We start from the raw sequence: 13,310 nt of genomic DNA, 5'->3' as shown, positions 1-13,310 counted from the left end.
TTTTTCCTTAATTCTTTAATCACTGTTGAATACAACGTTATTGATGGAAGCGGTCGTTACTCTGGCTTTGGCAGCTCAACGGTGCTTTCTAGTTCTTCAATAGTGTGGTGATGGTTGGTGAAGACACAGATATCGCCGGCAATGTTCAGCGACTTTTCTGCGATTTCACGCGCATCTAAATCAGTATTTTCTAATAGTGCAGTAGCTGCTGCTTGAGCGAAGTTACCGCCCGAACCGATCGCAATCAGATCATTCTCAGGTTGAACTACGTCACCGTTACCAGTGATGATCAGTGAAGCGGTCTCATCCGCTACTGCAAGCAATGCTTCTAACTTACGTAGAGCACGGTCGCTACGCCAATCCTTCGCTAGCTCAACGGCAGCTTTGGTCAGGTGGCCTTGGTGCATTTGTAGCTTGCTTTCAAATTTTTCGAATAGCGTGAAAGCATCAGCGGTACCGCCAGCAAAACCTGCCAGTACTTTGTTGTTGTATAGGCGACGTACTTTACGGGCATTGCCCTTCATTACAGTATTGCCTAGAGATACTTGTCCATCACCCGCGATGACGACTTTATTATTACGACGTACAGATACAATGGTAGTCACGAGTAGGGCCTCTTAATATTTCTTATCTTTGGGTATAAAAAGTATATGAGGATGGCACTCGGATAATTCAAGGAACCACGAGTGATGTCGTGCAACTTATCGACGGAAGTTGTAAGGAAAGTTGGAGAAAGGGAGCGAATAAAAGAAAACCTCCACAATGGGAGGCCTTCAGTGTTTGGTTTTTTCTGCTTCTGCTAAATCTGTAACTACTCGGTATCTTTCCAAATAGCACAAGGTTCTATTTTCGCTCGTTGCAGCTTATGGCGATCTCGCTCAGCGTCGCGCTTCAACTTGTATGGTCCAAGAACCACACGATACCAACTGCTGCCATCTTTCTTGCGGATTTCGCTTGAGATACCTTGGAAGGCAATATCTAACTTACGAGCTTCAGCTTGTGACGAGGTTTTGTAAGCACCACACTGCATCACGTAAGGGATTTTTGAGATCTGTTGCTCTTTTGCTTTGACTTCAATTTCGCGGCTTGGCAGCGTTTCGACATAATCCCATTTCTCTTCAGGAGGTGGTGGAATCATTTTCGCAGGTTTTGGCTTAGGTTTTGGTTTGGTTACCACAGGAGCGGGAGTTGGCGGCTCAGGATCATTACTCAGTAAGTAAAGTCCATAACCAAAACCACCGGCAAGGAGGATCGCCAAAAGACCACTGCGCCAAGGCTTACGGCGAGGGGCTTGTTTTTTAGTCGTTTTTTTTGTGCCACGACCGCGCTTTACATAATCTCTATTAGCCACAAGACAATTCAATAGTTGATGATTCTGCTCTCATGGTAATCCAGATTGCGCGAGGATAATAGTGCAGAAATGGAAGCGGCACGTCAAAATGTACCGCCACTTTGTATAGGTATTTTGTGCTATTAAATTCGCGGTGGTGCAGTACTGCCTCGAACCACGAGTTTAGCTTCAAGCAGACGTGAACCAGCTTGAACATCGTTACCTTTAAGGAGATCAAGCATCATTAGCATGGCTTGACGTCCAATCTCGTAACGAGGCTGAGAAATTGTTGTCAGTGGTGGATCGCAGTATTGAGCGAATTGGATGTCATCAAAGCCAACAATTGATAAATCTTGAGGGACGCGTAAACCTAGCTTCTTCGCTTCTTGAATCGCACCAATCGCCATTGCATCGTTATGACAGAAAATAGCAGTAGGTTGCTCGGGCAGAGCTAGAAGTTGACGAACCGCTTGAGCACCAGCTTCAAAGGTAAAGTCACCGACCGTGCTATAAGCTGGGTTCATTGATACACCCGCACGGCGCAATGCTTGTTGGTAGCCTTGTTGGCGGAATTTACACAGTGTCGCTGATATTGGGCCAGATATTTGAGCGATACGCTTATGACCTAATTGGGCTAGGTAGTTAACCGCTTCAAATGCAGAGGTTAAGTTATCGATGTGTACTGTCGGTAATTCAAGCTCAGGGGCGAATTCACATGCCATCACCATCGGCGGTAAATTCTTTTGTTCAGGCTTGCTGACATCAAACGGATGGTCAGTGCCAAGCAGCAGCATACCGTCAGCTTGCTTGGTGAAAACCAAGTTAACAAAAGAAGACTCGCGCTTCTTTTGCTGGCCGCTATCACCCAGTAGAACAAGGTAATCATTTTCTACTGCGGCGTCTTCGATACCACGAATGATTTCAGCAAAATAAGGGTCACAGATATCAGGAACGATAGTGATGATGGTTTTTGATTCGTTGCGACGTAAGTTTCTAGCTAATGTGTTGGGTGAGTATCCAGCTTCTAGCACTGCCGCTTCGACTCGCTTACGAGTAGAAACAGAGACTTTTTCAGGGTTCATCAATGCACGTGATACCGTTGCTGTTGAGACGCCTGCTAGCTGGGCAACATCCTTCATTGTCGCCATAAATTAAACCCTCTTGTAAGTTCCTTTGCTGCCTAAGTATCTAAGGCATGAATAATAAATTTAATCGAATAGATATTGTGAAAGTGTTGCTAACACTTTTTTTATTGCAATATTTTATTCGTTTAATCTGTGTAAAGTTACGGCTAGATTAACAAAAATCACATGACTAGTGTGAAGTTGCTCACGAGAAATATGAAAGATTTGTGAACAAACTTATCATTAGTTTTAACCCGATGGGATTTAGCTCAAATCTTGAGGCTCTATATCGAGTGACCAGCGGACTTTTTTTGCAGCGGGTAACATATTGATTGCCGGTTTCGCGCTCATTAATAGCTTCTGCATTAATGAACGCGTCTGAGTTTGTAAGATTAACTGCCAGCGTGACTTGCCCGCTCGTTTTGCTAACGGGGCAGGGGTTGGCCCTAACACCATACAATATTGGTCAAACAGCGGGTGCGATTCCAATGTATGACGCACTTGACGTAGAAACTCTTCCACTAAGCGCGTGTCATTAGCTTCCGCTCGGAATAACGTCATAAAGGTATATGGCGGTAACATCGCCTGTTTGCGTTCGGCTAAGGCAGTCTGAGCGAAGTGGTTATAGTCTTTATGTAATAGTGCTTGCAGTAATCCGTGTTCAGGGTGGTGAGTTTGTAAGATGACTTCACCCGGTTTACTTGCACGACCGGCGCGTCCCGCTACTTGAATGAATAACTGAGCAAGGCGTTCTGAAGCTCTAAAGTCACTACTATATAAAGAGCCATCAACATCCAATAACGCAACAAGTGTGACATCTGGGAAGTGATGCCCTTTAGCAAGCATCTGTGTACCAATCAGGATTTGGTATTCACCTTTGCGAATCGACTCTAATGCATTTTCTAGGCTGCCTTTACGGCGAGTACTATCGCGATCAATGCGAATGGTTTTGTATTCAGGGAATAGTTGGCCAAGTTGAGCTTCTAGTTGCTCGGTACCGACACCCACGGTTACTAAGTTCGCTGAACCACAGCCTTGGCAATTATGTACGATATGCTGTTGTGAACCACAATGGTGGCAGCGCATCTCATTACTGTATTGGTGATAGGTGTAGTAAGCGTCACAGCGTTTACATTCTGCAGTCCAACCACAATCGTGACACATCAGTGCTGGAGAAAACCCACGGCGGTTGAGGAACAACATCACTTGGTTACCCGCCTTGAGATGCCTTTGCATTTCTGCAATCAACGACGCAGATAAGCCGCTTTCTAGGTATTCCCCCTTAACATCCAATACTTTATTGGTGGTCGGCAGAGCGACCCCCGCGCGTGAGGTGAGAGTGAGGTAGCTGTATTTACCGATCTGAGCATTGTGCAGTGTCTCAAAGGCCGGAGTAGCTGAACCAAGAACAACCGGAATCTGTGCTTTGTGAGCACGCATGATCGCCACATCACGAGCGTGGTAGCGGAGGCTGTCTTGCTGTTTATATGAAGCATCATGTTCTTCATCGACAATAATGATGCCCAGATCGGCAAAAGGCGTGAATAGAGCCGAGCGTGTACCAATCACGATACCCGCAATTTTATCACGCGCCGATAACCAAGCATTCAATCGCTCAGAATCGTTTAACCCTGAATGGATTACCTCAACGGGTACATTAAAGCGTCGTTTAAAGCGGTTAATCGTTTGAGGTGTCAGGCCTATTTCAGGAACCAAGACTAACGCTTGTTTACCTTGGTCTAGAATCGGCTTGATCATATTAAGGTAGACTTCAGTTTTACCTGAGCCCGTGACACCTTCTAATAAGAAGCAACCAAAGTCGGTTTGGCTATTTACCGTTGCTATCGCGATAGCTTGCTCTTCGTTGAGCTTAGGTTTGTCTTGGTCGTTTTCGAGGTCAGTTGGCCACGGTTGGCGTTTCGGTTTTTTCTCAGCAGATTCAATCCAACCTTTTTCTTCGAGTGTCTTGAGTACAGCACTACCGACTTCTTCATCGATGAACTCTTGATGAGGAACGGGACCGTGCTCAAGCATGTGCATCACTTTGGCTTGCTTGACCGCACGACCAAAGCCTTGCATCAGCTGATCTCTACCTGATGGGGTCAGTTGCCACTCGACAAGTGTTGCGAAGTCGGCCGCTTTTCCTTTTCGTAAAGCGCTTGGCAGAGCGTTAGCCAAAGTTTCACCCAATGGATACTGATAAAACTGGCTACACCACATTAAGAGTGAGTAGACTGATTCTGGCCAAACGGGTTGGTTATCTAATAAAGCTTTGATTGGCTTGAGCTTGTCTAGCTCGAATTCTGATTCGTTAACCAGAGCCGTGACGATGCCAGTTAAGGTTTGTCGTCCGAATGGCACAGATACTCGACCGCCAATGATAGGAAATAGGTGGTTGGGAATCTTGTAATCGAACTGCTTGTCGAGTGGAACAGGCAGTGCCACACGGGCAATCATTGGACGCATAAAGGGACGGCTTTATCTGAGTTGACGAGAGCGAACAGTCTAAAGGATAAGCCAGTTAAATTCGAGAAGCAGTTTGGATGAGAAGGCTGAGTTAGCGTATGAAGCCAACTAGCACGTCTAAATCCCACTCGATGTAGAAAATAAAGATACGATTGGTGAAAAATGTATCAAATTAGTTGATCCTATCTCACAGATTCATTACTATACTGCGCCTTAAAGGTATGGCTTTATCTCTATTTAGTGATACAGCGGTGTCTTTATTTATTTTTTTAACTACGTGTGGTGTGCGGCTTAGAATCGTATAGCGACACGGCCTACTTGAGGTTATCCCATGAAAGCTGGAATCCACCCAGAATACAAAGCAGTTACTGCAACTTGTTCTTGCGGCAACACATTTGAGTTCAACTCAACGCTTGCAAAAGAATCTATCCACCTAGACGTATGTGACAAATGTCACCCATTCTACACTGGTAAGCAACGTATCGTAGATACGGGCGGCCGTGTTGATCGCTTCAACAAGCGTTTCGGTGCTCTTTCTAGCAAGAAGTAATTCTCGCTATTTAGAAACAAAAAGGACACTTCGGTGTCCTTTTTTGTTTTCTGGCGTTTGATAAACAGATCAATATTATTCCGTTCTTAACCTATTCTTATACTCTTTCGCCAACTAAGCTTAACTCTCATCGTTCCGCCTGAATCATGCATGATTGAAATCTACTCGAAAGTGCAACAAGCGACAGTAAGTTCAACTGCTCACTGGTCTTATTAGTAGTGAAATCTCGTTTTTTAATGAGACAGAGGCTTCAACCATCTAGGAACTTTGAAGTACATCCATTAACATGAACAAGATCCCCCAAATAATAATATCCTAGGAACCTACACCTATGTCTGAAGACAGCAGCCAAGCTCAATCCTCTCAAGAATTATCGCCTCAAGAACAATTCCGTCAGCAAGCTCTTGATTACCATGAGTTCCCAATTCCTGGCAAAATTGCCGTAGAACTGACGAAGCCTGCAAACTCTGCAGAAGACCTAGCACTTGCATACAGTCCTGGTGTGGCTGAGCCAGTCCGAGAGATCGCACAGAACGTCGATAACGTTTACAAGTACACAGGTAAAGGCAACATGGTTGCAGTTATCTCTAACGGTACCGCGATTCTTGGCTTAGGTAACCTTGGCCCTATTGCTTCTAAACCTGTTATGGAAGGTAAAGCGTTACTGTTTAAGCGTTTTGCTGGTTTAGATTCTATCGATATTGAAGTAAAACACCGCACAATCGATGAGTTCGTTGATACGGTTGCGAATATCGCAGATACATTCGGCGGTATTAACCTAGAAGACATCAAAGCACCAGACTGTTTTGAAATTGAACGTCGCCTGATTGAGCGTTGTGATGTACCTGTATTCCACGATGACCAACATGGTACTGCGATTGTAACTGCCGCGGGTATGCTGAATGCAATCGAGCTTCAAGGTAAAAAACTCGAAGAGTGTAAGATCGTTTGCTTAGGCGCCGGAGCAGCCGCAGTTGCTTGTATGGAACTACTGATTAAGTGTGGCGCTCAGCGTGAGAAGATCTACATGCTTGATCGTAAAGGTGTGATCCACACTCGTCGTGATGACCTGAATGAGTACAAAGCACTGTTCGCAAACAACACCGACAAGCGTACGCTTGAAGATGTTATTGAAGGTGCTGATCTTTTCTTGGGCGTATCTGGCCCTAATTTGCTACCAGCAGAAGCACTAACGCTAATGGCTGATAAGCCAGTTGTGTTTGCATGTTCAAACCCTGATCCAGAGATCAAGCCACAGCTTGCTCACGAAGTTCGTTCTGATCTAATTATGGGTACAGGCCGCAGTGATTACCCTAACCAGGTAAACAACGTACTTTGTTTCCCATTCATTTTCCGTGGTGCACTAGACGTACGTGCGAGCGAAATCAATGACGAAATGAAGCTAGCGGCGGTTAAAGCTATTCGTGAACTAGCGAAAGAAGAAGTTCCAGCTGAAGTACTAGCAGCTGCAGGTGAAACTGCACTGGAGTTCGGTAAGGGTTACATCATTCCTAAGCCAATGGACCCACGTCTACTTCCTCGTGTAGCAAAAGCGGTAGCAGAAGCGGCCGTTGAATCTGGCGTAGCTCGTATTGAGATGCCTGCTAACTATATGGCATAAAAGCATATGGCATAGATACTGGATGGCGTAATCGCTTGTTATAGCGGTTGCTCGATTGAGCAAAAAAGAATAATAAAAAACCGACTCATCAGGAGTCGGTTTTTTTATGTCTATCATTTACAGCACACGCCTAGATAAGATAGTGGCTGATGTGACAAATAGGGTTCAGCTATAGCGGATCAATACTGAAGGCAGCGACTGAGTTATTGTTATTCTTCGTCAAATGCTTCGAACTCGATACCCATTGCTGTCATCAGTTCTTTCACTTCAGCAGGAATATCATCTGGGCGATCTTTACGAAGGTCTTCATCCGTTGGCAGTGGCTGGCCTGTGTACGCATGTAGAAAGGCTTCGCACAGTAGCTCACTGTTTGTTGCATGGCGTAGGTTGTTAATCTGGCGGCGAGTACGCTCGTCAGTGAGAACCTTTAACACTTTTAGAGGGATAGAAACTGTAATTTTCTTTACTTGTTCGCTTTTCTTTCCATGCTCAGCATATGGGCTTATGTATTCACCATTCCAGTCGGCCATTGCGTACCTTCATCACTTTAGTTGTTAGAATAAATTAATAGTGGTGATTTTAGCGGGATTTACTGCCATAAGCAAAGACATATAGACGTCTAGAAGTGTTGACGTCTCGCGTTTATGAAAGTAAAGTGAATAACATATATCTAACACAGCCGCAAAAACCCCACAAGCTGCTGTGATACCCAGACGCCAAACTTGTAAGGAAGCACCTATGAGCAGCCGGAAGCCAGCAACCATCGCCGTACGTACTGGCATCGAGTCAGACACTCAACATCATGCCGTAGTTCCACCTATTTATCTGTCGACTAACTACGGTTTTCCCGCTTTTGGTGAAGTGCCAAAGTACGATTACACCCGTTCTGGTAACCCAAACCGTGGTTTATTAGAAACTGCTCTGTTTGAACTGGAGTCTGGTAAAGGTGCCGTTGTGACTAACTGTGGCACGTCGGCGCTTAACTTATGGGTGTCTACTTTCTTAGGTGGTGATGATCTTATTGTCGCACCACACGATTGTTATGGTGGTACTTACCGTCTATTTAACACGCGTTCGCTTAAAGGCGATTTTAAAGTGCTGTTTGTTGATCAATCGGATCAAGCTGCGCTAGATGCGGCGATCGCACTTAAGCCTAAGCTGATCTTATTAGAGACTCCATCGAACCCACTGGTTCGCGTGGTTGATATTGCTGAAACTTGCCGTAAAGCAAAAGAAGTGGGTGCATTGGTTGCTGTTGATAATACGTTTTTGACGCCTGTGTTCCAAAAGCCGTTAGAGCTAGGTGCCGATTTTGTTATCCACTCAACAACGAAATTCATTAATGGTCACTCAGACGTGATTGGTGGTGTGGTCGTTACCAAGACGGAAGAGCACGCTGAAGAGTTAGCTTGGTGGGGCAACTGCATCGGTGCGACCGGCACACCGTTTGATAGCTACATGACGCTACGTGGTATTCGTACGCTTGGGGCTCGTATGCGTGTTCATGAAGAGAGCTCGCGTGAAATCTTAACTTCGCTACAGCAGCAAGATCTTGTTGGCACTATTTATCACCCAAGTTTATCTGACCACCCAGGTCATGATATTGCGAAGAAACAGCAGTCTGGCTTTGGTTCAATGCTGAGCTTTGAATTTTCAGGCTCATTTGAGGCGCTTAAATACTTTGTTGGCGAGTTAGCGCTGTTCTCTTTAGCTGAGTCTTTGGGCGGTGTTGAAAGCTTGATTTGTCACCCTGCGTCGATGACTCACCGTGCAATGGGTGAAGAAGCCTTGGCAGAAGCGGGGATCTCTCAGCAACTATTACGCCTTTCGGTTGGTTTAGAAGACGCTGAAGATTTGATTGACGATCTCAAGCAAGCCTTTGAAAAGACAAAACGCTTTATCGCTGAAGGGGAGGGTTAATAATGACAACCTTTCGCCAGCTACATAAATTTGGTGGTAGCAGCTTAGCGAACCCTGAATGTTACCAACGCGTTGTGAACATTCTTAGAGAATATTCATCAGCAACCGATTTGGTTGTGGTATCTGCCGCAGGTAAAACAACCAACCGCTTGATAGAGTTTGTTGAAGCTCTCGATAAAGATGGTCGTATTGCCCATGAGTGCCTACAAACTCTTCGTCAGTTCCAACTAGAGCTGATTGAAGTGCTTCTTGAAGGTGAGCTCGCAGTGCAACTAACGGCAACCATCCAACAAGAATTCACCGCTTTAGGAGAGTTAACTGCTCCTCTAAGTGAAGTGCAAAAAGCGCAAGTGCTTGGTCATGGCGAAGTTTGGTCTTCACGCTTGTTGGCGGCTTTGTTGTGCCAAAATGATTTACAAGCCGTCGCTCAAGATGCGCGTGCTTTTTTACGAGCAGAAGTGGGCGCTCAACCTGAAGTTGATCGCGCACGTTCTTACCCTCTGATTAAAGAAGTTTTGGCTCAGCATACGCATTGCCGTGTAGTGATTACTGGCTTTATGGCTCAGAACTGCGAGGGCGAAACAGTGCTGCTCGGCCGCAACGGTTCGGATTACTCGGCGACAGTGATTGGTGCTTTGGCAGAAGTTGAACGCGTAACGATTTGGAGTGACGTGGCTGGTGTATACAGTGCTGATCCTCGTTTAGTTTCAGATGCGTGTTTGTTACCTTTACTTCGCCTTGATGAAGCGAGTGAACTGGCTCGTCTAGCGGCTCCTGTGCTTCATAGCCGAACGCTACAACCTGTGGCTCAAAGTGCTATGGATCTGAGCTTACGCTGCAGTTACCAGCCAGAGGCGGGCTCTACACAGATAGAGCGAGTACTGGCTTCAGGTCGCGGTGCAAAAATTATTACCTCTTTAGATGAAGTTCTTATCGTGCAACTGACGTTTGGTCACGGACATGATTTCGACCGTCTAGAAAGTGAAGTGTTGGAAGGTCTTAAGCGTGCTCAACTAGAGCCACTTGCTTATGAACTTGAACCGGATCAACATTGCTTGCGTCTTGCTTACACAGAAGAGATCGCTGGTGGTGCTCTGGAATACCTACAAGACCATGCGATTGAAGCTGAAATCAAACTAAAGGAAGGTTTCTCTCTGATTGCTGCAGTGGGTGCGGGTGTGACTAAAAACCCGAACCATTGCTACGGCTTCTACCAGCAACTAAAGAGCTCACCGGTTGAATTTATCTCAGAAGCGAATTCAGGCTTAAGCTTGGTCGCAGTGATTCGTAAGAGTGAAACCTCAAGCTTAGTGAAAGGCATTCATTCTCAATTGTTTCAAGCACAGAAGCGTGTGGCGATTGCCTTATGTGGTAAGGGCAACATTGGTTCAAGTTGGTTAAGCCTGTTTGCTGAGCAAAAGGCTGAACTTGAAAAGCGTCGTGGAATGAACTTTGAGTTGGTTGCGGTGGTTGATAGCCAAACCTATTGGTTTGACGATCAAGGCATTGATGCGACGTCTGTTAGTAAGCGTTTTGATGATGAAGCGATTGCTAATAATGGTAACGATTGGTTAGAGCGCTTAGGTTCGATTCAGGGTTACGATGAAGCGGTGGTTCTTGATGTTACAGCGAGCCCAGTGCTTGCAGCAAAATATCTGCAAATCGCACAACAAGGCATTCATTTGATCTCGGCCAACAAGGTTGCAGGCTCTGCATCAAGTGAGTATTACCATCAGGTGCAAGATGCGTTTGCTAAGATCAGCCGTCACTGGTTATACAACGCGACCGTTGGTGCAGGTTTGCCGATTAACCACACGGTACGCGACCTGCGTGAGAGTGGCGATGACATCATTGCGTTGTCTGGCATTTTCTCAGGCACGTTGTCTTGGTTGTTCCAACAGTTTGATGGCACAGTACCGTTCAGTGAGTTGGTCGACTTAGCATGGCAACAAGGCCTTACTGAACCAGACCCACGTGCTGACTTAGATGGTTCAGACGTAATGCGTAAGTTGGTGATTCTAGCGCGTGAATCTGGTTTAGAGATCGAGCCTGAAAACGTAAAAGTCGAATCGCTAGTACCTGAAGCGCTGCAAGATTTATCAGTGGATGATTTCTTTGATAAGGCTTCTGTGTTGAGTGAAGAACTGGCCGAGCGTTTAGAAAAAGCGCACTCTCAGCAGAAGGTTTTACGTTACGTAGCGCGTTTAGAGAAGAACGGCAAGGCAACGGTCGGTGTGGAGGCGTTGTCGAAAGAGCATGCGCTGGCTAACTTACTGCCTTGCGATAACATCTTTGCGATTGAGAGCAAATGGTACAAAGATAATCCATTGGTTATTCGTGGCCCAGGAGCGGGGCGTGAAGTGACGGCAGGTGCAATTCAATCTGATCTAAACAGAATGTCTAGCCTGTTTTAAATTCTAAATAGCATACTATTCACTAAGATAAATAAGGCTGGAAGCACGATGTGTTTTTCAGCCTTTTTTTTACATTATTTCTTCTTGGCAACTCACCTATCGACTTGAGTTTTTCTCACTATCTACTTGAGAAAAATTCATAATGGATCTGTTGACATTAAATCGTATTCAATACATTCTACAGACATATAGACGTCTAAACGTCATTTAAGGATTTGAGTTTTAGTGGTTGTTTTTGCCACAGGGAGAGTAAGATGGGATACACACACGCAGGCCATATCGACGCTTTAAATCAGAATATCGCTGAGCTTTCTGACAACATCAATGTGTCATTTGAGTTTTTTCCACCAAGCAGTGAGAAGATGGAAGAGACCTTGTGGAATTCTGTTCACCGTCTTAAAACACTCCAACCAAAATTTGTATCAGTAACCTACGGTGCAAACTCGGGTGAGCGTGATCGTACCCACTCAATTATTAAAGAAATTAAGAACCAAACAGGCCTAATTGCTGCACCACACTTAACGTGTATTGATGCTAGCCGTGAAGAGCTGATTCAAATTGCTGATGATTACTGGGCAAATGGCATTGAGAGCATTGTTGCGTTGCGTGGTGATATCCCAGCAGGCGGTGGCGCTCCAGATATGTATGCATCTGACTTGGTTGAGCTGCTTAAATCTCGCCACGACTTTGATATCTCTGTTGCAGCTTTCCCTGAGGTTCACCCTGAAGCAAAAAGTGCTCAATCAGACCTTATTAACCTGAAGCGTAAAGTGGATGCTGGCGCTAACCGTGCCATCACGCAATTCTTTTTTGATGTAGAAAGTTACTTACGTTTCCGTGATCGCTGTGTGGCGGCAGGTATCGATGTTGAAATCGTACCGGGCATCTTACCTGTTTCTAACTTCAAGCAGGCGTCTCGCTTTGCTGCGATGAATAACGTGAAAGTTCCGGGCTGGATGGCCAAGCAATTTGAAGGTTTGGATGATGATCCAACGACTCGCCAGTTAGTGGGTGCTAGTCAAGCGATCGATATGGTTCGTACGTTGAGCCGTGAAGGTGTGAAAGACTTCCACTTCTACACGCTAAACCGTGCAGAAATGACTTATGCACTTTGCCATACTTTGGGTGTTCGTCCATAAGTCGCTGCCTTGTAGTTAAGCTCAGGCTCGGATAAAAAGCCATCGGCTGTACCTCTCAAATCTTATAGATACAAAAAAGGCTTGGACTCTAAGAGTTCAAGCCTTTTGCTTTTCAGCTTCTAGCTTAACTTAAGCAAGAGCGCCAAGTTCAAGCAGTACTTCTTCAGCCCATACAATCCATGCTTCACGGATAAGTAGGTTACGACGAAGCGTTAGGCGTTCAAGGCGTGCTTGCTTGTCTAGCGTCGATGGCGTTGCGTAGTAAGCTGCTTCGATTTCTTTGTAGTGAGAAACCAGTTTGCGAGACTCTTCTACTAGCTCAGCAAGTTGTACGCGGTAAGCGTCAGAAGGTTGCACAGCACAAGCCATTAGCTTAGCTGAGAACTCGTCACGAACAGTTGGGTGTGCAGTTGGTTGTTCAAACCATTCACCTAGCGCGCCACGGCCTGCATCAGTGATAGAGTAAACTTTACGATCAGGTTTGCCTTCTTGAGGCTCAAGCACGCAAGTTACCTGGTCGTTCTGAGCCATTTTATTTAGCTCGCGGTAAACTTGTTGGTGGCTAGCTTTCCAGAAGTAACCAATGCTTGCGGAGAATTCTTTTGTGATATCGTAACCAGTAGCATCGCGTGTACTTAAAACGGTTAGAATTACGTGTGGTAATGACATGTCTGAAATCCAAATGGTAAACAGTAAACAAATACTTAAACAACAAGTGTGCTTCTAATGGCACGTTATATTGGTTA

Annotated in this window: 11 protein-coding genes; 5 read left to right on the top strand and 6 right to left on the bottom strand. The window is 45.4% G+C overall.

Annotation, left to right across the window (positions count from 1 at the left end; all coding sequences use genetic code 11):
- Positions 1 to 56: 56 nt before the first annotated feature.
- The 4 genes from hslV to priA all read right to left on the bottom strand — a co-directional run bounded on the left by hslV (position 57) and on the right by priA (position 4,920).
- Positions 57 to 605: an ATP-dependent protease subunit HslV gene (gene hslV, locus ACFI6G_RS15785; RefSeq protein WP_004729692.1), complete on the bottom strand. Its 549-nt coding sequence runs from the start codon at positions 603 to 605 to the stop codon at positions 57 to 59.
- A 206-nt stretch (positions 606 to 811) separates the two neighbouring features.
- Complete coding sequence (locus tag ACFI6G_RS15780) at positions 812 to 1,351, bottom strand: SPOR domain-containing protein (protein ID WP_010435351.1); 540 nt, start codon at positions 1,349 to 1,351, stop codon at positions 812 to 814.
- A gap of 122 nt (positions 1,352 to 1,473) precedes the next feature.
- On the bottom strand, positions 1,474 to 2,478 hold the full coding sequence (cytR, locus tag ACFI6G_RS15775; RefSeq protein ID WP_010435348.1) for a DNA-binding transcriptional regulator CytR: 1,005 nt from the start codon (positions 2,476 to 2,478) through the stop codon (positions 1,474 to 1,476).
- A 240-nt stretch (positions 2,479 to 2,718) separates the two neighbouring features.
- Positions 2,719 to 4,920 carry a primosomal protein N' gene (gene priA, locus ACFI6G_RS15770; RefSeq protein WP_016767977.1) on the bottom strand — a complete coding sequence of 734 codons (2,202 nt, stop codon included), beginning with the start codon at positions 4,918 to 4,920 and terminating at the stop codon, positions 2,719 to 2,721.
- Between the two features lie 331 nt (positions 4,921 to 5,251).
- On the opposite strand from priA, the gene rpmE reads away from it, so the two are divergent.
- Entirely contained in the window at positions 5,252 to 5,470 is a 219-nt protein-coding gene (gene rpmE, locus ACFI6G_RS15765; RefSeq protein WP_004737142.1) for a 50S ribosomal protein L31, read from the top strand.
- Between the two features lie 331 nt (positions 5,471 to 5,801).
- On the top strand, positions 5,802 to 7,091 hold the full coding sequence (locus tag ACFI6G_RS15760) for a malic enzyme-like NAD(P)-binding protein (RefSeq protein ID WP_016783694.1): 1,290 nt from the start codon (positions 5,802 to 5,804) through the stop codon (positions 7,089 to 7,091).
- Positions 7,092 to 7,300: 209 nt separating this feature from the next.
- Here ACFI6G_RS15760 and metJ read toward each other — a convergent pair whose 3' ends face one another.
- Complete coding sequence (gene metJ / locus ACFI6G_RS15755) at positions 7,301 to 7,621, bottom strand: met regulon transcriptional regulator MetJ (protein WP_010435330.1); 321 nt, start codon at positions 7,619 to 7,621, stop codon at positions 7,301 to 7,303.
- A gap of 208 nt (positions 7,622 to 7,829) precedes the next feature.
- On the opposite strand from metJ, the gene ACFI6G_RS15750 reads away from it, so the two are divergent.
- From ACFI6G_RS15750 to metF, 3 genes are all read left to right on the top strand, one after another.
- Positions 7,830 to 9,011, top strand: coding sequence for an O-succinylhomoserine (thiol)-lyase (locus tag ACFI6G_RS15750; RefSeq protein ID WP_010435327.1), 1,182 nt, complete (start codon positions 7,830 to 7,832; stop codon positions 9,009 to 9,011).
- 2 nt (positions 9,012 to 9,013) lie between these two features.
- The gene (locus tag ACFI6G_RS15745; protein WP_010435325.1) at positions 9,014 to 11,425 is read left to right on the top strand and encodes a bifunctional aspartate kinase/homoserine dehydrogenase II; all 2,412 of its coding nucleotides are present in this window, start codon (positions 9,014 to 9,016) and stop codon (positions 11,423 to 11,425) included.
- A gap of 254 nt (positions 11,426 to 11,679) precedes the next feature.
- Positions 11,680 to 12,564: a methylenetetrahydrofolate reductase gene (gene metF, locus ACFI6G_RS15740; RefSeq protein WP_010435323.1), complete on the top strand. Its 885-nt coding sequence runs from the start codon at positions 11,680 to 11,682 to the stop codon at positions 12,562 to 12,564.
- Positions 12,565 to 12,693: 129 nt separating this feature from the next.
- Here the strand turns inward: metF and ACFI6G_RS15735 are convergent, their stop codons facing one another.
- Complete coding sequence (locus tag ACFI6G_RS15735; RefSeq protein WP_010435321.1) at positions 12,694 to 13,233, bottom strand: PadR family transcriptional regulator; 540 nt, start codon at positions 13,231 to 13,233, stop codon at positions 12,694 to 12,696.
- Positions 13,234 to 13,310: the final 77 nt, after the last annotated feature.

The sequence above is a fragment of the Vibrio sp. PSi01 genome, from assembly GCF_054960695.1.
The sequence above is the reverse complement of the archived record's forward strand: the minus strand, read 5'-3'. Positions and strand labels throughout refer to the sequence as shown.